The following is a 19,932-nucleotide window of genomic DNA, read 5'->3' as shown; positions in this document are numbered from 1 at the left end:
CACCGCCTTCACAGATCAAGAATCATGCCGCCGATGGTCAGGCCTGCGGCCGTGCCCATCATCAGCAAACGCTGGCCTGCGACGGCCCGCCCCGTCATCACCGCCTCGTGCAGGGCGGTGGGCAAGGACGCGGCCACCTGGTTGCCATGCGTTTCGAAGATCTTGATGATTTTAGCATCGGGAACGTCGAGGATGCGCGCCGCATGCGCGAGCCCCAGCGGGCTGGCCTGGTGCGGCACGACCACATCAACTTTCTCCAGGCCGGCGCCCGCTTCCTGCATGAGTTCCGCCAGGAAATCCGGCATCACCTTGACGGCCAGGCGGAACACGGCCTTGCCATCCATGCGGAACAGGTAATCGCCCGGTGCGCAGCCGTTGCGCGGGTTGCGCTCGGTGCCGCCGCCGCGGATTTCGCAGTAGCGCCGCCCTTCCGGATACGTGCCCATCTTGTAGGCGCGGATGCCGGCACTGCCGTCACCCCGCTCGACGATGACGGCGGCGGCGCCGTCGCCAAAGATCATCGACGCTTCCGGCTCGCTCCAGTCGACCCCGCGCGAGGCGAGGTCGGACGAGACGATGGCGATGCGCCGGTAGGCGCCACCGGCCAGCATGGACGCGGCCACGCGGAAAGCGGCCATGAAACTGAGGCAACTGGCGTTGACATCGAAACTTTGCGTGCCTGGCGGCAATCCCGCGTGCTCTGCAACGAAACAGGCCGTGTTCGGCAAAGCCTGCTCAGGCACGCCGCAGGCGCAGATCAGCAGATCGATGTCGGACGGACGCAGGCTGGCGTTCTTCAGCGCGTCGAGCAGGGCGCCGGCGCCCAACTGGCTTTGCGATTCATCGGGCGCAGCGACAAAGCGCGACAGCACGCCGCTCTTGCGCAAGGTGTAGCCAGCCGGATGGCCCAATTTCAGGTCCAGGCTTGCGGAAGTAACGCTATGCGACGGCACGGCTTTGCCCGTCGCGATCAGGCGAACTGGAATCATGTTGGCCTTAACAAAATAAAGTAAATACGGTCTATGTATGGTCTATGCGCTAATCGCGTGCCAGCGGCGGCAATGCAACACCGCAGTTCTTGCAGAAATTGGCATCATCATCGAGCCCTTCTTTCAGGCACGTGGGGCAGGTACGCGTGGTAACCAGCTTGGAACTGCGCTGTACCGTCATTTCGGCACTGATAATGCCGGTAGGCACTGCCAGGATGCCCCAGCCGAGCAGCATCATCAGAGAAGCGATGGTGCGCCCGATGTCGGTGCGCGGCGTGATATCGCCGAAACCCACCGTGGTCATGGTGCTGATGGCCCAGTATATCGAGGTGGGAATACTGCTGTAACCGTTATCCGGCCCTTCCACGACATACATCACAGTACCCAACAGAAAGACCACCATCATGACAAAAGACAAGAAAATGAGGATCTTGCGGCGGCTGGCCAGCAAGGCCCGCCCCAGCACCGTGTATTCATGCACATAGGACGTGAGCTTGAGGATACGAAACATCCGCAGCAGGCGCAAAATACGCACGTCGATCAGCACGTGCGCACCTGGCAGCAGCAAGCCGATGTAAGTCGGCACGATGGCCAGCAAGTCGATAATGCCAAAAAAACTCTTGGCATAGCGCACCGGATGCCGCAGGCACGACAGGCGGGCAAGGTATTCGATGGTAAATAAAATGGTGAAAAACCATTCCAGCGCCGTCAGCCAGGTGCCATAGCGCTCCGCCACGGAGGCGACACTGCTGAGCACGACCACCGTCACACTGATCAGGATAGCGGCGATCAGCAGCAGGTCGAAGGCGCGGCCCGTGCGCGTTTCCGCCTCGAAAATGACGGTGTACACCTGCTCGCGCCAGCCCCGTTCGGGCTTGCCAAATTTTTGCTGCGTTTCCTGCGCCGCAATCTGCTGCGGCGTCAAGGGTGCCGCCCCGCTCTTCGTCGCGGCTTTCATGTGGGTAGTGTGCTCATATACTATTATTGTATAGATAATTGACAAAGCACGGCGACACGCACGTTTGCGCTACAGGTTTCACTACGACAGCACTACGACAGCTTCTTCGCCAGCAGCACGGCATTACGCCGGTCGCGCTCCGCTTGCACGATGTCCGTCGTGCGCGCTTCCGAAAGGCCAACCGTGTGCAGCACGGTGGCCGTCAGCTGCAGAGCCGATTCCAGGGCTTCGGGCACGACCAGGGTGGCGCCCGCCTGCATCAGGGCCACCGCATGCGCCTCGTCGCGCGCACGCGCATACACGGGCAGCTGTGGATATTCGCGGCGGATCGATTTCACGGCATGCAACACGGACGCTGCATGGTCCATGGTCAGTACCACGGCGGCAGCCCGGTCGGCATTGACTTTTTGCAACAATTCCGCGCGCGACGCGTCGCCGAAATACACGGGGAAACCGCGCGGATGCAGGGTCGTCACCAGGCGCGCATCATTTTCTATCGCCACATAGGCGATATCCTGCTCCGTCAGCACCTTGGCCAGCAACTGCCCCACCCGGCCGAAACCGGCGATGATGACGGTGCTGCCCTGCGGCGGCAGCGCGCCGTGCGCAAGGTCGGCCAGCTGATGGTGGTGGCGCTTTTCCCACCAGTTGCCGAAAGCGCGCGCCGCCTTGGCCAGCGCCGGCGTGGCAAACAGGCTCAGGCCCACCACCAGCATGACGAACTGCGCCACCTGCGGGCCGATCAACTTCGTGCCCAGCGCATACGCGACGACGATGAAGGCAAATTCGCCGCCCTGCCCCAGCAGCACGCCCGTTTCCACGGCGCGCCCCCAGTGAAAACCGCCGATGCGGAAAATCACGCTGATGACCAGGGTTTTCACCGCAAACAGGCTCAGCACGGCCAGCGGAATCAAGATCGGCGACTTGAGGATTTCGCGCACGTCGATCTGCATGCCCACCGACATGAAGAATAGGCCCATCAGCAAACCTTTAAAAGGCTCGATCGTCACTTCCACTTCGTGGCGAAATTCCGTTTCCGCCAGCAGCAAGCCCGCCAGCAAGGCGCCCAGCGCCATCGACAGGCCTGCCAGATACGTCAATCCCGCGATACCCAGGGTGCTGAGCAAGGTCAGGGCCATGAACACGTCAGGCTGGCGTTTTTTGACGAAAAACTGGAACAGCGGACGGATCACGCGGCGCCCCAGCAGATAGATCAGCAGGATGGCGCCCGCCGATTTCACGGCTGCAAAGCTGAGCAGATACGCCAGGTCGTCGCTGCGCCCGCTGGCAAACACGTCGATCAGGATGAACAGCGGCACCACCATCAAATCCTGGAACATCAGGATGGAAAAGCCCGCCTGGCCGCTTGGGGTCTGCAGGGAGCGCTGGTCGGTCAGCAACTGCATCACGACGGCCGTAGATGACAGCGACAGCACCAGGCCCAGCACGATGGACGCTTCCAGCGACAGGCCGAAGTAATACGCGACGACGCCGATCAGGCAAGCGCTGACAGCCACCTGCCCCACGCCCGCGCCAAACACCCAGCGCCGCAGCGCCCACAGGCGTTCGGTCGACAGTTCCAGGCCGATCATGAACATCAAAAACATCACGCCCAGCTCAGCCAGGCCGCTGACCTGCTCGGCACGCACGAACGAAAAATACGTCAGCCACGTGAATTCACCAGCCCACAGGCCGAAGCCGAACGGGCCGAACAGGGCGCCGACGGCCAGGAAGCCGAGCACCTGGTTGACCTTCAGGCGTTGCAATAGCGGAATAAAAATCCCGGCCAAGGCGAGAAACAGCAGGGTTTCTCGCAAATACGGTAAGGCGTGTTGCTCTTCCAAAATAGTCCTAACTTAATGACATCCATGCTGAATTAACAATTGTCGCATGCACGGCCACGGCGAAGTAAGTGCACACACGATATTTTTTGCCACAGGGCAACATCTACGCTATTCATGCTCCTGCGCGGGTGGCGCCAGCATGTCGGCACGGGGGCGGTCCCAGCCCGGCACGTAGGCGGGACAAGGCCGGCCACGGAACTGCTGCAGCTCCACGGTCGTAAAATTGGGCAGCATGCCGGGGTTGAAGCGCACGTCCGTCAGCTTGTCCGCATTCAAGCTGGGCATGCGGGCAAAGCGGAACCAGGCGTCGACATAGCAATTATCTTCCTGCAAGGCGCGCAAGGTCGCCAGGCTGCCCGCCGCCTGGGCCGACACGGCGATGCCGGGCGCCAGTTGCTGGCCCCGCTTGCCGGTTTCGGCCAGCCCGGCCGGGCACGCGGCGGGCGCCAGCGATTCGGGCAACAGGCTCAACGTGCCGCGCCGCAAGGTGTACACATCTGTCTTGCTGTCGAGCGAGACATAGATCCAGCACAGGGGATTGCTGGGGAATGCCGTCATGGCCACATCCCACACGCGCGTGCCGGGGTCCAGGCGCTGCACGGCCGCCTCGATGCGCGTACGGCCGAGGGCCGAGGCCACGCCCTGCATGCCAATGAAGGTGGCGGCCAGTGCGAAGGCCAGCAGCAGCGCTCCCCGCCCCCGCTCGCCGGCCCGCCCTTGCAGTATGGCCAGCATCACGCCCAGCCCCAGCAGCACGGCCAGCGAGGCGGGTGCCAGATAGGTTTTATAGGTAAAGAAACACAGGGCCGCCGCCAAGGCCGCCAGCAGCACGCTTTTGACGATGCCGTAGCGCAAGGACATGATCACGGGCACGCCCAGCAGCACCCAGAACATGGGCTCGACAATGAAGACCATGTCGCCATACAGCCAGCGGCTGTCGAACGGGTAAAACGGGTGCAAGCCATAGGAATTAAGGAAATCCATGCCCATGTGCAGGCAGAATCCCAGCAGCAGACAGGCTGCCAGGCCCACGCGGGCGGGCACGCTGCTTTTCAGCAGGCGGCGCGCGCCGGGCCACAGCAGCCATAGCAGCGCCAGCAACAGCAGCGCCTGCGGCAAGGCCAGCAGCAAGGTATGCGTGTGGCCACGGTGGTGCAGCATGTAGCCGAAAGGACGCGGCAACAGCCTGGTCAGGACCAGGTCCAGGTCGGGCGCGTTGCTGGCAAACCAGGCCGTAAACAGAAACAGCGCGCGCCGGGTGCGCTGGGCGGGGGCTTGCGCCTCGGGCGGCAGGCTGCGGTGTACCAGTTCGCCGACCCCGAGGCCGATGAACGAATGCGTAATATTATCCATCGGGCAATTTTACAGGATGGGCCGACCCGACGCGCTCTTGGACTACTACTTGCGCTACAGCGTCTCCAGTTCCGGGCCGCGCATGCCCACCAGCAAGGCGCGGCCATCGGGCAGGACGCGGAACTCGCCATAGCGGGCCTTTTCCCAGCGCGCCGCCTCGCCTTCCTTGAAGAACCAGGCATCGCTGACCAGCACCCAGTTCCCATCCTTGGGCGTCAGCTCGAGCAGGAATTCGCCGGGCGCCAGCGCCTCCTTGGTGTACGGGCGCAGCAGTTCTGCCACGCCGCGTGCATCGCGCCTGGCCACCACGAGGGGCCGCCCTGGCGCCCTGTCCACGCTGGCCAGGGTGCTGAGGACGCCGAGGTTGACGAAATTGAGCCGCATGTAGTCGCCCTGCATCAGCGAACGGGGATCGACGGGTTCCAGCGCCACGAAGATCGCTTCCCCCTTGGCGATCAGCTGCTCTTTCTGCCAGATGCCGATATTTGCCACCAACAGCACCAGCAGCAAGCCCGCCAGCACGCCCAGGCGCACGGCGCGGGTTTCGGTCAGCGCGGCCGCCTGCTTGCTTTCCACCAGATGCAATACCTTGCCGCGCGTGGCCAGCCACGACAGCGCGCACAACAGCGCGCCCGCCATGGCCAGCAGCGCCGCCTTGCTGGCCAGTGGCCAGGCCAGCTGGTAATAAAAGCTGCCAAGTATCCACGCCGCCGCCAGCCCGGCCGCCACGGCCACGCGCGAGCGCCCGCTCGTCAGGCAATACGCGAGGATCAGCAGCACGGGGCCCAGCGCCGGCATGAACCACGCCAGCACGATCAGCACCAGCGCCACACCAATGGCGGGCAACTGGCGCAACGCCGGCCAGCGCCAGCCTGTCCAGACGGCGGCCGCCGTGGCCAGCACGAACGAGACCCCGTTCAAGGCCTGCGCATACCAGGCAGCGCCCTGGTGCCGCGTCACTTCACGCGCCACGTCGCCGGCAATGCCACCGCCGCCCAAGGCACCGCCCAGCATGAAGGTCATGCCGGACCAGAAGGCCAGGCCCAGCAAGATGGCCAATACCCACCCCGTCGACAGCGATTCCAGGAAGGCGGCGATGGGCGCGCCGCGGCCATCGTTGAAAGCCTGCTTCTGCAGCCAGTGCGCGCCCAGCCAGCATGCCAGTGCCAGCATCCAGGCCAGATACAGTTGCGTGGGGTCGTTCTCGAAAATCCAGTCGCGCCCACTATCGACGATGCCCAGCGCCAGCAAGCCGCAAGCGACCAGTCCCAGCAGTACGCGCAGCCAGTCGCGCGGCAGGGATGCCGCCACCACCAGGCATGCCAGGCACATCAATAGCGAGGCAATCTGCGTGGCATAGTCGCGGAACAGGGCGTAGCCCAGCAAGCCGCCGCCCACCAGCAGGCAGGGCACGGCCAGCTGTTCGACAAACAAGGCCACGCCGCGCATGCGGATCAGCAGCACGGACGCCACCAGCACGATGGCGGCCACGACATACGCGCCGGGACCGTGGCGCACCACGCTTTCCAGGCCCACGCCCAGCGCAATCATCAGGGGAATGGCGGCCAGCCAGGCGCCGAAGGCCGTCATCAGCACCAGCGGCCACGGCCTTGCATCCTGCACCGGCCGGCTAGTGCCGGGCGGCAGCACACCAGCGCGCGTGGCGTCATCGATCAGGGTGGCGAGCGCATCGGCCCGCTGACTGTTCAAATTGCTCATGCCGCCTCCTGGCGCGTGCGCCACAGTATTCCTTGCACGGTCAGCGCCAGCAGCACGGCCGCAAACAAGCCCAGCATCACCAGCCTGCCGACACCATCGCCATTCCCCCCATTGAGCAGCACGCGCGCCAGGCCGCCCACCAGCAAGGTGTTGACGCCCAGCGCGACGGCACTCAGGCCGAACACGTCAAAGTAGCGGCGCGTGGCCAGCAAGACGCCGGCGACGGCCAGCAAGCCCAGCCCGGCCCAGTACGGCGATTCGACATGGCTGCCGAACAGGGCGCTGACGGCCGTGCCCGTGATAAGGATGGTGGCGAGTACCAGGCCCAGGCGCAAGGCCCAGCTGCCCGCGCCCGTCCAGCGCGCCAGCAGGGGCGAGACAAAAGCACAGGCAAGCAGCACGGCCAGCCAGCCGCTGACGAAAATGGACAGATCGCTTGAATCGATGCGCCAGCTGTGGTGCGCGTGCGCCTGCATCCACAGGGCTGCAGCCGTGGCCAGCACCAGCATCCACGGCGTCCACAGCACGTCGCTGCGCGCCACCAGGCACAGGGGCAAGGCCAGCGCGGCCCACAGGGCGAACAGCTGCCACGGATCGGCGCCCGTCTGGTACGTCTGGCCGAAATACGCGAACAGGCCGCCAATGGCCAGCAAGGCCAGCAGCAGCAAGGGCACGCGCGCCTTGGGCATGGCAAACGCGCCCGCGCAGGTGGCGGCAAACACGCCTTGCAGCAGGGCAAAGCGGCCCATGCGGCCCAGGTCTTCCCAGTTGGCGGCGACCCAGCAGATCAGGCCCATGCCCAGCAGCGCGGCGCCCAGCACGGCCACGCCGCGCGGCAGCCAGTAGGCCAGGCGCGCAGGCTCGCGCTGGAAGCCGGCCACTTCCTGCAATTGCCGGGTTTGCTGGGCGTCGAGCGCGTTGTCCGAGGCGAGTTGGTACACGGCGAGGCGTAAATCCATCGTCTGCTTTCTTTGTCAGGAAATAGGGGGCGTCAGGTCAGCGCTCGACGCTCACGCCGCGCCAGAAGGCGACGTAGCCGGCAATTTGCCTGGCGGCGTCCTTGGGCTGGGGGTAGTACCAGGCCGCGTTGGCATTTGTCTGGCCATCGACAACGAGGTCGTAATAGCTGGCCGTGCCCTTCCATGGGCAGGTGGTCGTGTGGCTGCTGGGACGAAGGTACTCCTGCGTCACCGCCGCCAAAGGAAAATACACATTGTTTTCAACGACTTGCACCTGCGCATCGGTGGCTTGCGCGATGACGGCGCCATTCCAGCTGGCTGTTGGCATTTGACTATCCTCCCTTTGCGCCGAGTGTAGCGCAAAAAGTCCGCCATGGCGCGCGCCGTTGGCGCCCCGCTCAAGCGCCAGCGATGATCTGGCGCAAGGCTTGCTCAAACACTTCGGGCGGCTGGCCGCCGGAAATCAGGTGGCGCTCGTTGATGATGACGGCGGGCACCGAGTTGATGCCGTTCTGCTGGTAGAACTGCTCCTGTGCGCGCACCTCGTCCACGTAGGCGCTTGAGGCCAGCACCTCGGCCGCTTTCACCGTATCCAAGCCCACCTCGCCCGCCACTTTCAGCAGCACCTCGTGCGAAGACGGGTTCTGGCCCTGCGTAAAATACGCATCGAACAGCGCCATTTTGAATGCCTTCTGGCGCCCTTCCAGCGCGGCCCAATGCAGCAAGCGGTGCGCATCGAAAGTGTTATAGATGCGGCCGCGCTTGTCCATGGCAAAGGTAAAGCCCAGTTGCTCGCCGCGCGCGCGGATCGCTTCGCGCGACTGCGCCATCTGTTCCGGGGTGGAGCCGTATTTGCGTGCGATGTGTTCGCCGATATCCTCGCCTTCGGCCGGCATGTTGGCGTTCAACTCGAAGGGCTGGAAGTGGATGTCGGCCTGGACGGTATCGTGCAGCTTGTCCAAGGCTTGCTCCAGCGACTTCAAGCCGATCACGCACCAGGGGCAGGAAACGTCGGAAACGAAGTCGATACGGATGGGAGTGGGTGTGGCGGGAGTGGAACTCATGGTGGGCAGCCTTTGCGCGAGTCGGTGGCGGCCGCACCGCGCGGCGCCGCAAGCACAGCATATGCGTGCGGGCCGCGGGAAATCAAGCGCTTACTTCTTCATGGCGGACGCCTTGGCCGCATCCTTCTTGCCGCCGATCTTGCTTTCTTTGCCAGAGAGCAAGTTCGCGATGTTCTGGCTGTGGCGGTAAGCCAGCAGCACGCTCATGACGATCACGGCCAGCAAGATGGGATCGACCCCGAACAGCAAGCCATAGTAAAACGGCGCGAACAGGGCTGCCACCAGAGCTGCCAGCGACGAATAACGGAAGGCGTAGGCGATGATCAGCCAGGTCGCCAGAGTCGCCAGGCCCAGCCATGGATTGATACCGAGCAACACACCGAGGGCCGTGGCCACGCCCTTGCCGCCGACGAAGCGGAAGAACACGGGCCACAAATGGCCGAGGAAGACGGCGATGGCCACCAGGGCCACGGCCGTGTCACCCACGCCCAGCGCGCTGGCAAAATGGTCGGCCAGGAACACGGCCAGCCAGCCCTTGGCGCCATCGCCCAGCAGGGTCATGATGGCGGCGCCCTTGTTGCCGCTGCGCAGCACGTTGGTGGCGCCCGGATTTTTCGAGCCATAAGTGCGCGGATCGGCAATGCCGTAGACCTTGCTCATCACCACGGCAAACGATATCGAGCCGAGCAAGTAAGCGGCCACTGTCATTGCCACGGTTGTGATTACTGGATTCATTTCTTCCCTTTATTATGTTTATTACACCAGCATCGAGGCTGGCGCAGCAGAATATACACCATGCTCTATGCCCAGCAACAGGCTTTGGGCGATTTCCTTAATCCTGCAGCGCGCACTGCACCGGCTTGGCTTGCAACAAATCAAGCAGTACCTGCGGCGCCAGCGCGACGAGAAAACCGCGCCGCCCGCCATTGATATAGATACGCTCGAGCGCCAGGATGGATTGCTCCACATACACGGGCATGGCCTTCCGGGTGCCGAACGGCGACGTGCCGCCTATCATGTAGCCGGAATGGCGCTGCGCCACCTCGGGTTTGCACGGCTCGACGGACTTGCAGCCGATGGCGCGCGCCAGTTTCTTGGTCGATACCTTGCAATCGCCATGCATGAGCACGATCATCGGCCGCGCCGCCTCGTCCTGCATCACCAGGGTTTTGATCACCGCGTGTTCCGGCACGCCCAGTTCGCGCGCCGAGACGCTGGTGCCGCCGTGCTCCTCGTAGGGATACGGGTGTTCTTCAAAGGAAACTTGATGCTTGCGCAGCAGCTGCGTCGCCTGCGTTTCGGAAATATGCTCTTTTTTAGCCATGCGTGATACGCTGATCGTTCAGTGAGGAGTACTAATTATGCAGCAAGAAATCCGCTTTGCCACATTCAATGTCTGCAACCTGGCCCCGGCCGGGGCGAAATTGTATGACAACCTGGAACCGTTAAGCCCGGCGCAATACGAGGCCAAGGCGGAGTGGACGGCGCGGCAGATCGACCTGCTCGACGCCGACGTAATCGGTTTCCAGGAAATTTTCTCGCAGGCGGCCCTGCGCGACGTGCTGTCGCGCACGCGCCACTACCGCGACGCCACGCTGGCCGGCTACGATGCGGTCGATACGGCAGGACGCATGCTGCCCACGGTGGCACTGGTGTCGCGACTGCCGCTGGCCGGCGCAGGTGTGGCCCATGCGAACTTTCCCGCCGGTATCAGCCTGCCCGCCGACTCCTATGCCACCGACGACAACGCCTGCCGCTTCGCCCGCGCGCCACTGCACGTGCAGGTGCTCTTGCCTGGAGGACAACTCACCGATGTGGTGGTCGTGCACTTGAAATCGCGCCGGCCCGACTACCGCCATGGCGACAGCAACGATGCAGCCGCCTACGCGCTGGCCAACCTGCGCTCGCTGCAGCGGCGCGGCGCGGAAGCCGTGGCCCTGCGCGTGCTGGCAAGCGAACTGGGCCACAGCGGCCGTCCCCGCATCGTACTGGGCGACTTCAACGACATCGCCAATGCCGTCACCACGGCCATCGTCATGGGTGCCGGTGCACCCTGCGAATCGCATGGTGACATGCCTGAAATGCGCGCGCGCCTGTACGACGCCAACGCCATCCAGCTGCGCCAGGACGCCTTGCGCCACGTGGGCTACACGAATATCCACGACAGCGCCTATATGACGATCGACCACATTCTCGTGTCCGAACATTTCCACGCCAATTCGCCGCGCGCCATCGGCGTGGTGCAGGAAGTAAGCTGCCTGAACGACCATTTGCTGCTGGGCCTGCCGTACGCGTCCGACCATGGCCAGGTCTTGATGCGCGTCAAGCTGCTGGGAAACATTCATTGATGCAGGCACTAATGTAACAACGGCGCCAGCTGCTGCGCCGTTAAGTCGTCGATGGCCAGCCTGGCACCCACCGCGTCACTTCCCGTTCCAAACAGCCGGCTGGCAGACCCGACACGGCGAGCGCATTTTGTACGCTGAGCAATAAATTATTGTGCAGGCATTGCGCCGTCGACAGATTCACGGCCACGCGCCAGGCATGGCCCGCATCGTGCCAGGCGCGCGCGCCGGCAGGCTTGCTGCAGCAGCCGGTTCGGCAAGTCGGTGAGGACATCGTGCTAGGCCAGGTGGCGCGCGTGCTCCCCGTTTTTCTTGCGCTCGCTGATATCGTTGAGCATGGCCAGGTCATTGCTCAATTGCCCCTGGCTGTCGCGGATGGCCGTCAGCGACAGCCTGGCCGGATAGCCCGGCATCCATGCCGGCAGTGGTCTTTGGTCGCCGTTTTTTGCATTCCAGCCCCGATTTTGTGCAATCTGTCGCACGGCGATGGCGGCCGGAGCTGATTCTTCCTAAAGTGGCAACATGCGCATCGCCGTGAACGGCCGCAGCGGCAGGCGTGCTGCCTGCGGCCGCCACGGTGATGCGCTACCCGAATTCCCCCCGGCCAGCGACAGGCCGGGTCCGTACCGAGACCTGGCGCCGAGCCCCTGCGCCGCTCCTGAAAAAAAATCTATGAAAAACGAGACCCTGCCCCCCGCCTCTCCCCTTGCCGCCACGCGCCGCCGGCGCTGGCGCGCCCCCGTGCTGATCCTCGTCGTACTGGGTCTGGCGGGCGGCGGCTGGACGGTGATGCAGTCGAAGCAGCAGGCCGCCAAGGCTGCCGAATTGCAAGCGAGCAAAAAGAAGGAACAGGCCAAGACGCCCGTGCATGAACTGGCGCAGGGCGACATAGCCGCCATCGATGCGCGCGCGCTGGCCATCAGCCTGCCTCTGTCCGGTTCGCTGGCGCCCGTGACCCAGGCCACCATCAAGGCCAAGGTTTCCGGCGTCATCGAGGAAACGACCTTGCAGGAAGGCCAGCCCGTGGCCAATGGGCAAATCCTCGTGCGCCTGGATGCGGCCGACCTGCGCGCCCGCCTGACGCAGCAGCAAGCCATGCTGGACGAAGCGCAGGCGCGCCTGTCCATGGCAGCCAAGAATGAAGCGAACAGCCAGGCGTTGCTGAAGCAAAAATACATTTCGCAGACGGCTTACGACACCACGCAAAACTCGGTCGACCTGGCGCGCGCCAACGTCAAGGCCGCCGCCGCCATGGTCGACATCGCCCGCATCGCGCTGGCCGACACGGTGATCCGCGCACCGATGGCCGGCATCGTCAGCAAGCGCCACCTGCAGGCCGGCGAAAAAGTCTCGCCCGACATGCCCGTCTACACCATCGTCAACCTGGCGCAGCTGACCCTGGAAGCGCCCGTGCCCAGCGCGGAAATCCCCCGCATCAAACTGGGCCAGGACGTGCACTTCAAGGTCGACGGCTTCGGCGCGCGCGACTTTGCCGGCAAGGTCACGCGCATCAACCCCACCACCGAGAGCGGCTCGCGCGCCATGCTGGTCTACATCGCCGTCGACAATGGCGATGGCGCGCTGCGCGGCGGCATGTTCGCCAAGGGCAGCATCGTTACCGAACGATCAATCGTGGCGCCGCTGGTGCCCCTGACGGCCGTGCGCAATGAAAAGCAGGGCCACGTGGTGTATGTGCTGGTGAACAACAAGGTGGTCGCCCAGCCCGTCACGCTGGGACTGCGCAACGAGGATGAAGGCTATGCGGAAGTGACGTCCGGCCTGGTGCCGGGCGCGAAAGTTATCATCGCCAAACTCGATGGCGTCAAGCCGGGCCACAGCGTGACCTTCGCCGCGCCAGCCAGTGCGCCCGCCGCGCCGGCAGCCGTGCTGGCACGGAAGGATTAAGCCATGTGGATGACCAAAGTCAGTATTCAAAACCCCGTCTTCGCCACCATGGTCATGGTGGCGCTGGTGGTGCTGGGCATCTTCTCCTACCGGGGCCTGGGCGTGGAAAGCATGCCCAGCGTGCAGTTCCCGTTCGCCGCCATTGAAGTGAACTACCCGGGTGCCTCCCCCGAAGCGGTGGAAAACGACATCACGCGCCCTATCGAGGACGCAGTCAACACCGTCAGCGGCATCAAGACCATCCGCGCCAACTCGTGGGAAGGACGCGCCGGCGTCTACCTGGAATTCGAGCTGTCGACCAACATGGACAAGGCCATGCAGGACTTGCGCGACAAGGTGGCCCTGGTGCGGCCGCGCTTCCCGAAGGAAGCCAAGGACCCGTTCATCGCGCGCGCCGAAGGCGACAACGAGCGCCCCATCGCCACCATCGTACTGACCTCGACCGGGCATGACCTGCGCTCGCTGTCGACCATGACGGAGCAGATCATCAGCAAGCGCTTCCAGGGCGTGGCTGGCGTGGGGCAGGTCAAGCTGCGCGGCCTTCGCGCGCGCCAGATCCTCATCAGCATGAAGCCCATCGAACTCAATGCCCAGGGCATCGGCGTCGATGAAGTCATCCGCGCCATCCAGGCGACGAATACCAACCTGCCTGCCGGCTCCATCAGCCATGGCGCGGCCGAACAACTGGTGCGCGTGGAAGGCAAGATCAAGGATGCGCGCGAATTCGGCAAGATCATCGTCGCGCGCCGCGCCGTCGGCCCCGTCTACCTCGACCAGGTGGCCACCGTCGTCGACGGCGAGCAGGAAGAGCTGTCAATCTCGCGCATGAACGGCCAGCAAGCCGTGACCATGGAAATCACCAAGGTGCAGGACGCCAACGTGGTCGAAGTGGGCACAGGCATCCTGAAAGTGGCTGCCGACCTGCAAAAGACCCTGCCGCCCGATATCAAGCTGCGCGTGCTGGACGACGAATCGGAGCGCGTGCAAAGCCAGCTCAATAACGTCAAGCGCACCATCATCGAAGGCGCCGTGCTGACCATGGTGATCGTCTTCCTGTTCCTGCACTCGTGGCGTTCGACCATCATCACGGGCCTGACCCTGCCGATCTCCGTGCTGGCCAGCTTCATCGCCATGAAGGCGTTTGGTTTCACGCTGAATTTCCTGACCCTGATGGCGCTGTCCTTGTGCATCGGCCTCTTGATCGATGACGCCATCGTGGTGCGCGAAAACATCGTGCGTCACCTGGGCATGGGGAAAAATCACTACAAGGCGGCCAACGACGGCACCAATGAAATCGGCCTGGCCGTGATGGCCACCACGTTCGCCATCGTCGCCGTGTTCGTGCCGGTCGCCTTCATGGACGGCATCATCGGCCGCTTCTTCCTGCAGTTCGGCATCACCGTCGCCGTCGCCGTTCTCGTCTCCCTGTTCGTCAGCTTCACGCTCGACCCCATGCTGTCATCCGTCTGGCGCGATCCCGTCAAGGACCGCTTCAAGTATGCGCCGTGGCTGGGCCGCTTCATGGCCTGGTTAGAGACGGGCATCGACCGCCTGCACGTCTGGTACGGCAAGGTGTTGAAAGTGGCCCTGCGCTGGCGCAAGACGACGCTGGCCACCGCCGTGGCCCTGTTCGTGGGCAGCCTGATGCTCGTGCCGATGATCGGCGGCGAGATGTTCCCGGAAACGGATCAGGGCTGGGTCAATCTGCGCTTCAAGACGCCCGTCGGCTCCAGCCTTGACTACACGGATTCCAAAGTGCGCCAGGTGGAAGCAGCCTTGAAGGAATTCCCCGAAATCGACAGCCTGGTGGCCAATATCGGCACGCCCGATGGACGCAACGCAGCCGAAGTGAACCTGAAGCTGACGGACATCAAGACGCACAAGCGCCGCTCGCAGCAGGAACTGGAAAAGCTGATCCGCGAACGCCTGGCGCCGATTGCCGGCATCACCCTGTCGGTCGGCAACCGCCCCATCTTCATCGCCATCCTGGGCACCGACGAAGGCAAGCTCGATGCAGTGGCGCACCGCCTGATGGACAAGATGCGCACCATCAAGGGCCTGGCCGACATGGAATACAGCCAGGAAGGCGCCAACCCGTCGACCACGGTGAAGATCAACAACGAGCTGGCCAGCGACCTGGGCTTGTCGGTGCAGCAGATCGGCAATGCCCTGCGTCCGTTCGTGGCGGGCGACACGGTCAGCCACTGGCTGGCGTCCGACGGGCAAAACTACGACGTCAATGTGCAGCTGCCCAAGTCGGGCCGGCAAAAGGTGGCCGACCTGGCCGACCTGTCGCTGGCGTCCAGCAAGCTCGATGCGAATGGCAAGCCCGTCATGATTCCGCTGCGCCAGGTGGTCGATTTCGTGCCGTCGTCCAGCCCGCAGGTGCTGAAACGCCAGGCCTTGCAGCGCAGGGTGGCCATCTATGCGGGCGTGCAGGGCCGCCCTGCCGGAGACGTCGACGCCGACGTGCAGAAAGCCATCAAGTCCATCGACCTGCCGCCGGGCGTGCGCTTCGACGTGGCCGGCAATGCGCAGCAGATGGCTGAAACCATGGGCGGCGCGATGATGGCGCTGGGTATCGCCGTGATCTTTATCTACCTGGTACTGGCCTCGCAATTCGGCAGCTTTTTGCAGCCGATCGCCATCATGGTGTCCCTTCCGCTGTCCCTGATCGGCGTGCTGCTGGCCCTTCTCATTACGGGCAGCACCCTGAACATCTTCTCCGTGATCGGCTTCATCATGCTGATGGGCCTGGTCACCAAGAATGCGATTTTGCTGGTGGACTTCACCAACCAGCGCCAGCGCGAAGGCCTGGGACAGTTCGAAGCGCTGATGGAAGCGGGGCAAGTGCGTTTGCGCCCCATCCTGATGACGACACTGGCGATGGTCTTCGGCATGCTGCCGATGGCCATCGGCATGGGCGACGGCGGCGAATCGCAGGCGCCGATGGGCCGCGCCGTCATCGGCGGCGTCATCACCTCGACCCTGTTGACCCTGGTGGTGGTGCCCGTCGCCTACACCTACCTCGACAGCCTTGGCAAGCGCGCCGCGCGCTTTTTCGGCGGCAGCGGCGGCGGCGAGCATGCCCACGCGGATGCCGCCGACGAAGGCAAAGCACACGCCCACTGATTGACCGGTCGCCTTCACCGTCCCCGCATTGGCGGGGACGACGCGGCGGCTTCCTGAAGAGAGCTTCAGTTGACCAAAGCGGCACCACTGGCTAGACTGTCCCCCGTTATCAATGATATGGAGTGACTCGTGGGTGCTTGTTCCAGTGACAGTAGTCGATTGACCATCGGCGATCGGCCTTAGGCAAGACGCGCGCATTCCGCCCGCCTGGCCCATGGCAAGGTGCGGTTTTACCAGCGGCGATGTACATTCGCCGCCACTTCCCTCCTCATCGTTCCACCGTTATCGTCTGCTGCCCCCTTTCGGGGCGAATTGTCTTCGCCCTTGCACTCGCCTGTTCCTCCTCAGCCGGGAGAAACTGATGGTGGTATTTGACTTTGCGCTGCGCGTTGCCGCAGCATTGACCCTGGGCGCCATGATCGGCGCCGAACGCCAGCTGCGCCAGCGCATGGCAGGCCTGCGCACGAACGCGCTGGTGTCCGTCGGCGCCTCCCTGTTCGTGATGGTCTCCGTGCTCGAAGGCGATCCCGACGGCCATCTGCGCATCGCCGCGCAGGTAGTGTCGGGCATAGGCTTTCTTGGCGCAGGCGTCATCATGCGCGAAGGCATGACGGTGCGCGGCCTGAACACGGCAGCCACCCTGTGGTGCTCGGCCGCCATCGGCGTGCTGTGCGGACTCGGTTTCGCGCTGGAAGCGGCCATCGGCACGGGCTTCGTGCTGGTCGCCAACCTGGTGCTGCGCCACCTGGCGCAACGCATCAACGCCCACGGCAGCGAAGCGGGCATCGAGACGGAAAGCATCTACCGCGTCACGGCCGTGTGCGAGGCGGAGCAGGAAGTGCAGGTGCGCAAGCTGATGCTGCGCTTAATCAGCGGCATGCCGGCGCTGATGCTGCAATCCTTGCACAGCGAAGACGCCGCGCAGGCGGGACGCATCGAAGTGCGCGCCGACCTGCTCACACCCTTGTCAAGCCTGGGATTGCTGGAGCAGATCGTCAGCCAGGTCAGCCTGGAAGGCAGCGTCTCGGCCGTGCGCTGGGCGCTGGTCAACAATGCGGAATTTGTCGCCGAGCGGGGAGTGTGATGATGAAAAAATTCTTCCATTGGTTTGCCCTGCGCGGTCCTGTCGTGGCAACCTACCGCCTGACCGTCACCTGCCCTGCGGCGCAAGCCGACCACGTGGTGCGCCTGCTGCTGGCAGAACTCAAGGGAGCGGGACTGGCGCCGTCGCAGATGCTGCGCAGCTGGCACGAAGCCCGACAGGTGGTGCGCCTGATCGCCACGGTGCTGTGCCAGGCCGTGCAGCGCGCCGTGCTGGTGCGCTTCGTCAACCGCGCGGGCGCCTGGCCGCAAGTGCGGCAGGTGCGCTGGGAAGGCGTGGCGCCGTCAGCTTGAAGCGGGCAGGCGCAGGAGGAACAGCGCGCCACCACCGGGGCGGTTCTGCGCCTCGATACTGCCGCCGTATGCGTGCACGATGGCTTGCGACAGGGCCAGGCCCAGGCCGAAGCCGGGCGCCTCGCCCGCGCGCGCCTGGGCGCCCCGGTAAAAACGTTCAAACAGATGCGGCAAGTCTTCCACGCCTATGCCCGGTCCCGCATCAGCCACGCCCACCAGCGCATGCTCGCCATCGCGCGACACCTGTACGCTGATAACGCTGTCGGGCGGCGAAAACTTCACGGCGTTATCCAGCAGATTGGCCAGCACCAGGTCCACCGGGCCGGCAGCCACCCGCGCGTGCACGGCCACGCCTTCATCGAAGACAATGCGGATGCCGCGCTGCGCTGCCGCCTTTTCAAGGCGCTGCGCGGCCGCGCGCACGAGGGGATTGAGTGCGACGGTTTCCACGGCATTGCGCTCCTGGCCCGCATCGAGGCGCGTGAGCATCAGCAATTCTTCCACCAGCGTCGTCAGGCGCTGCACTTCATCGAGGCAGGACGCCAGCGCATCGACATACTCGGGCGCCTCGCGCGGGCGGCGCAGGGTGATTTCGATTTCCGTGCGCAGGCGCGACAGGGGCGAGCGCAGTTCGTGCGAGGCGTCGGCCGTGAAGCGGCGCTGCGCATCGTAGCCGTGCTCCAGGCGGTCCAGCATGGCGTTCAAGGTATCGACCAGGCGGCCGATCTCGTCTTGCGTGCCGGAATGCGGCAGCCGCTGGTGCAGGCTGGCCTCGCCGATCGAATGCGCCTGCCGCACCACGTCGTCGATGGCACCCAGCACGCGGCGCGTCAGCATTTCGCCTGCCAGGCCCACGGCCGCCAGCAAGGCCAGCGCCATGGCGCCAAACAGCACAGTGGCCGCGGCCAGCACGTGGTTGACGTCGTCGAGCGAACCTGCGACCTGCACCGCCAGGCGCGAACCGGGTTTGAGTACGGGGATGGAAACCATGCGCAGCGGCTCCTCGCCAAACTTGGGCAAGGTTTCAAAGACGGTGTCGCCAGCCGCAAGGCGCGCCAGCAGGGCAGGTGGCGCCGGCAGCTGCGCCGCCTCCAGGTTGCGGCTGCGCGCCAGCACGCGGCCTTCGCCATCGATGATCTGCACCAGGCGGTCTAGCCGCATCAAAGACGGCGGCGCCAGTCCCGACGCCACCTCGTGCACCTGCACGGGCTGGCGCGGCGCGGCCGGCAGCATGGCCATTTCCGTCTCGGCCAGCGCCAGCAAGGCCGCGTCGAGCTGGCCATGCACGGCGCGCGACAGGCCCCAGTAGCCGGCCAGGGCGGTACAGGCAACGATGGCGACGATGACGGCCAGGTGCACCCGCAGCAGGCGCTTGCGAAAGCTAGCCACCGCTGTTTTCCGCCAGGCGGAAACCACGTCCGCGCACCGTATGGATCAATGGCGGCAGGCCAGGCGCATCCACTTTTCCCCGCAAGTTGCGCACGTGGACATCGATCAGGTTGTCGATGCCGATCAGGTCCGCCTGCCAGATCTGCTCGGCCAGGCGCGCGCGGCTGACCACCTCGCCCGCCTGGCGCAGCAGGATCAATAGAATCGCATATTCCTTGGGGGTCAGCACCAGCGGCGCGCCGGCGCGCATCACCTGGTGGCTGACAGGATCGAGCGTCAGGTCGGCCAGCGCCAGCACCAGCGGGCGGCTGATGTCGGAGCGGCGCAGCAGCGCGCGGATGCGCGCCAGCAGTTCCTCGAATTCGAACGGTTTGGTGAGGTAATCGTCGGCGCCCGTGTTCAGGCCCGCCACCCGGTCAGCCGTGGCGTCGCGCGCCGTGAGCATCAGCACGGGCGTCTGGATGGCGCGTGCGCGCAAGTCGCGGCAAAAATCGATGCCCTGCTTGCCTGGCAACATCCAGTCCAGCACGATCAGGTCGTAATCGACGGCGTAGCTTTCATCCTCGCCTTCCTCGGCGCTGTGCGCCACGTCGACCACAAAGCCTTCTTCCTGCAAGCCACGCGCCAGCAGGCGCGCCGCCTTGCGGTCGTCTTCCACCAGAAGAATTCTCATGCCCGCCTTTCCCATTGCACCGTGTTTTCCATGCTGGCATTTTACCGCGCCGTACCGTACGCGCACCGAACCTGAAGAATGATTCAGGCGAACTTGGGCGCTTCTTCAGGACGGCATTGCTATGCTTTCCCGGCGCTGTAGTGACCCCGTTCTTGTGACGCTAGCTGCGCCCCCCTCTGACCGCCCGCCTGGGCACGGCATCCACGC

19 protein-coding genes are annotated in these 19,932 nt (G+C 64.5%); 5 read left to right on the top strand and 14 right to left on the bottom strand.

Features of this window, described 5'->3' with window-relative positions:
* Positions 1-8: 8 nt before the first annotated feature.
* From C8C89_RS08585 to ybaK, 10 genes are all read right to left on the bottom strand, one after another.
* Positions 9-989, bottom strand: coding sequence for a 3-oxoacyl-[acyl-carrier-protein] synthase III C-terminal domain-containing protein (locus C8C89_RS08585; RefSeq protein WP_101482680.1), 981 nt, complete (start codon positions 987-989; stop codon positions 9-11).
* A gap of 49 nt (positions 990-1,038) precedes the next feature.
* Positions 1,039-1,947, bottom strand: coding sequence for an ion transporter (locus C8C89_RS08580; protein ID WP_133989379.1), 909 nt, complete (start codon positions 1,945-1,947; stop codon positions 1,039-1,041).
* A gap of 92 nt (positions 1,948-2,039) precedes the next feature.
* Complete coding sequence (locus tag C8C89_RS08575) at positions 2,040-3,791, bottom strand: cation:proton antiporter (RefSeq protein WP_101482682.1); 1,752 nt, start codon at positions 3,789-3,791, stop codon at positions 2,040-2,042.
* 108 nt (positions 3,792-3,899) lie between these two features.
* Positions 3,900-5,144, bottom strand: coding sequence for a metal-dependent hydrolase (locus C8C89_RS08570; RefSeq protein ID WP_133989377.1), 1,245 nt, complete (start codon positions 5,142-5,144; stop codon positions 3,900-3,902).
* A 54-nt stretch (positions 5,145-5,198) separates the two neighbouring features.
* The gene (locus tag C8C89_RS08565; RefSeq protein ID WP_133989375.1) at positions 5,199-6,863 is read right to left on the bottom strand and encodes a GDYXXLXY domain-containing protein; all 1,665 of its coding nucleotides are present in this window, start codon (positions 6,861-6,863) and stop codon (positions 5,199-5,201) included.
* Positions 6,860-7,822 (bottom strand): DUF2157 domain-containing protein, encoded by a 963-nt coding sequence (locus tag C8C89_RS08560; protein WP_133989373.1) that lies wholly within the window; start codon positions 7,820-7,822, stop codon positions 6,860-6,862. Before C8C89_RS08560 ends, C8C89_RS08565 begins: the two co-directional genes overlap by 4 nt.
* Positions 7,823-7,859: 37 nt before the next feature.
* Entirely contained in the window at positions 7,860-8,150 is a 291-nt protein-coding gene (locus C8C89_RS08555; RefSeq protein WP_101482686.1) for a DUF427 domain-containing protein, read from the bottom strand.
* A 70-nt stretch (positions 8,151-8,220) separates the two neighbouring features.
* Positions 8,221-8,886 (bottom strand): DsbA family oxidoreductase, encoded by a 666-nt coding sequence (locus C8C89_RS08550; protein ID WP_133989371.1) that lies wholly within the window; start codon positions 8,884-8,886, stop codon positions 8,221-8,223.
* A gap of 90 nt (positions 8,887-8,976) precedes the next feature.
* Positions 8,977-9,621, bottom strand: coding sequence for a glycerol-3-phosphate 1-O-acyltransferase PlsY (plsY, locus tag C8C89_RS08545; protein ID WP_243857941.1), 645 nt, complete (start codon positions 9,619-9,621; stop codon positions 8,977-8,979).
* Positions 9,622-9,718: 97 nt separating this feature from the next.
* Positions 9,719-10,210 (bottom strand): Cys-tRNA(Pro) deacylase, encoded by a 492-nt coding sequence (gene ybaK, locus C8C89_RS08540; RefSeq protein WP_133989369.1) that lies wholly within the window; start codon positions 10,208-10,210, stop codon positions 9,719-9,721.
* A gap of 37 nt (positions 10,211-10,247) precedes the next feature.
* Here ybaK and C8C89_RS08535 point away from each other — a divergent pair, with 37 nt between their 5' ends.
* Positions 10,248-11,234: an endonuclease/exonuclease/phosphatase family protein gene (locus C8C89_RS08535; RefSeq protein ID WP_133989367.1), complete on the top strand. Its 987-nt coding sequence runs from the start codon at positions 10,248-10,250 to the stop codon at positions 11,232-11,234.
* A 40-nt stretch (positions 11,235-11,274) separates the two neighbouring features.
* Here C8C89_RS08535 and C8C89_RS08530 read toward each other — a convergent pair whose 3' ends face one another.
* Together C8C89_RS08530 and C8C89_RS27500 are read right to left on the bottom strand one after the other, a co-directional pair.
* Complete coding sequence (locus tag C8C89_RS08530) at positions 11,275-11,505, bottom strand: hypothetical protein (protein ID WP_133989365.1); 231 nt, start codon at positions 11,503-11,505, stop codon at positions 11,275-11,277.
* Between the two features lie 4 nt (positions 11,506-11,509).
* Complete coding sequence (locus C8C89_RS27500) at positions 11,510-11,644, bottom strand: hypothetical protein (RefSeq protein WP_279587383.1); 135 nt, start codon at positions 11,642-11,644, stop codon at positions 11,510-11,512.
* 259 nt (positions 11,645-11,903) lie between these two features.
* Between C8C89_RS27500 and C8C89_RS08525 the strand changes: the two genes are divergently transcribed.
* From C8C89_RS08525 to C8C89_RS08510, 4 genes are all read left to right on the top strand, one after another.
* Positions 11,904-13,136: an efflux RND transporter periplasmic adaptor subunit gene (locus C8C89_RS08525; RefSeq protein WP_133989363.1), complete on the top strand. Its 1,233-nt coding sequence runs from the start codon at positions 11,904-11,906 to the stop codon at positions 13,134-13,136.
* Between the two features lie 3 nt (positions 13,137-13,139).
* Positions 13,140-16,268, top strand: coding sequence for an efflux RND transporter permease subunit (locus C8C89_RS08520; RefSeq protein WP_133989361.1), 3,129 nt, complete (start codon positions 13,140-13,142; stop codon positions 16,266-16,268).
* A 361-nt stretch (positions 16,269-16,629) separates the two neighbouring features.
* On the top strand, positions 16,630-17,352 hold the full coding sequence (locus C8C89_RS08515) for an MgtC/SapB family protein (protein WP_099762251.1): 723 nt from the start codon (positions 16,630-16,632) through the stop codon (positions 17,350-17,352).
* On the top strand, positions 17,352-17,663 hold the full coding sequence (locus C8C89_RS08510) for a hypothetical protein (protein ID WP_133989359.1): 312 nt from the start codon (positions 17,352-17,354) through the stop codon (positions 17,661-17,663). Before C8C89_RS08515 ends, C8C89_RS08510 begins: the two co-directional genes overlap by 1 nt.
* Here the strand turns inward: C8C89_RS08510 and C8C89_RS08505 are convergent.
* Together C8C89_RS08505 and C8C89_RS08500 are read right to left on the bottom strand one after the other, a co-directional pair.
* Positions 17,655-19,052, bottom strand: a complete 1,398-nt coding sequence (locus tag C8C89_RS08505) for an ATP-binding protein (RefSeq protein WP_133989357.1) — start codon at positions 19,050-19,052, stop codon at positions 17,655-17,657. The two genes, C8C89_RS08510 and C8C89_RS08505, sit on opposite strands and share 9 nt — an antisense overlap.
* Positions 19,045-19,725 carry a response regulator transcription factor gene (locus tag C8C89_RS08500; protein WP_133989355.1) on the bottom strand — a complete coding sequence of 227 codons (681 nt, stop codon included), beginning with the start codon at positions 19,723-19,725 and terminating at the stop codon, positions 19,045-19,047. The genes C8C89_RS08505 and C8C89_RS08500 overlap by 8 nt, the downstream gene beginning before the upstream one ends.
* Positions 19,726-19,932: the final 207 nt, after the last annotated feature.

It is taken from the genome of Janthinobacterium sp. 75 (assembly GCF_004365495.1).
In the GTDB taxonomy this organism is placed as follows: domain Bacteria; phylum Pseudomonadota; class Gammaproteobacteria; order Burkholderiales; family Burkholderiaceae_D; genus Janthinobacterium.
Note: the sequence above shows the minus strand (reverse complement) of the source record. Positions and strands in the feature narration are given on the sequence as shown.

What these genes read in the sequence shown, in the direction of transcription:
- C8C89_RS08515 (WP_099762251.1), top strand. Translation starts at nt 16,630, where the DNA reads ATGGTGGTATTTGACTTTGCGCTGCGCGTTGCCGCAGCATTGACCCTG.
- ybaK (WP_133989369.1), bottom strand. Translation starts at nt 10,210, where the DNA reads ATGGCTAAAAAAGAGCATATTTCCGAAACGCAGGCGACGCAGCTGCTG.
- C8C89_RS08565 (WP_133989375.1), bottom strand. Translation starts at nt 6,863, where the DNA reads ATGAGCAATTTGAACAGTCAGCGGGCCGATGCGCTCGCCACCCTGATC.
- C8C89_RS08500 (WP_133989355.1), bottom strand. Translation starts at nt 19,725, where the DNA reads ATGAGAATTCTTCTGGTGGAAGACGACCGCAAGGCGGCGCGCCTGCTG.
- C8C89_RS27500 (WP_279587383.1), bottom strand. Translation starts at nt 11,644, where the DNA reads ATGCCGGGCTATCCGGCCAGGCTGTCGCTGACGGCCATCCGCGACAGC.
- C8C89_RS08510 (WP_133989359.1), top strand. Translation starts at nt 17,352, where the DNA reads ATGATGAAAAAATTCTTCCATTGGTTTGCCCTGCGCGGTCCTGTCGTG.
- C8C89_RS08520 (WP_133989361.1), top strand. Translation starts at nt 13,140, where the DNA reads ATGTGGATGACCAAAGTCAGTATTCAAAACCCCGTCTTCGCCACCATG.
- plsY (WP_243857941.1), bottom strand. Translation starts at nt 9,621, where the DNA reads ATGAATCCAGTAATCACAACCGTGGCAATGACAGTGGCCGCTTACTTG.
- C8C89_RS08585 (WP_101482680.1), bottom strand. Translation starts at nt 989, where the DNA reads ATGATTCCAGTTCGCCTGATCGCGACGGGCAAAGCCGTGCCGTCGCAT.
- C8C89_RS08560 (WP_133989373.1), bottom strand. Translation starts at nt 7,822, where the DNA reads ATGGATTTACGCCTCGCCGTGTACCAACTCGCCTCGGACAACGCGCTC.
- C8C89_RS08570 (WP_133989377.1), bottom strand. Translation starts at nt 5,144, where the DNA reads ATGGATAATATTACGCATTCGTTCATCGGCCTCGGGGTCGGCGAACTG.
- C8C89_RS08525 (WP_133989363.1), top strand. Translation starts at nt 11,904, where the DNA reads ATGAAAAACGAGACCCTGCCCCCCGCCTCTCCCCTTGCCGCCACGCGC.
- C8C89_RS08555 (WP_101482686.1), bottom strand. Translation starts at nt 8,150, where the DNA reads ATGCCAACAGCCAGCTGGAATGGCGCCGTCATCGCGCAAGCCACCGAT.
- C8C89_RS08530 (WP_133989365.1), bottom strand. Translation starts at nt 11,505, where the DNA reads ATGTCCTCACCGACTTGCCGAACCGGCTGCTGCAGCAAGCCTGCCGGC.
- C8C89_RS08550 (WP_133989371.1), bottom strand. Translation starts at nt 8,886, where the DNA reads ATGAGTTCCACTCCCGCCACACCCACTCCCATCCGTATCGACTTCGTT.
- C8C89_RS08580 (WP_133989379.1), bottom strand. Translation starts at nt 1,947, where the DNA reads ATGAAAGCCGCGACGAAGAGCGGGGCGGCACCCTTGACGCCGCAGCAG.
- C8C89_RS08535 (WP_133989367.1), top strand. Translation starts at nt 10,248, where the DNA reads ATGCAGCAAGAAATCCGCTTTGCCACATTCAATGTCTGCAACCTGGCC.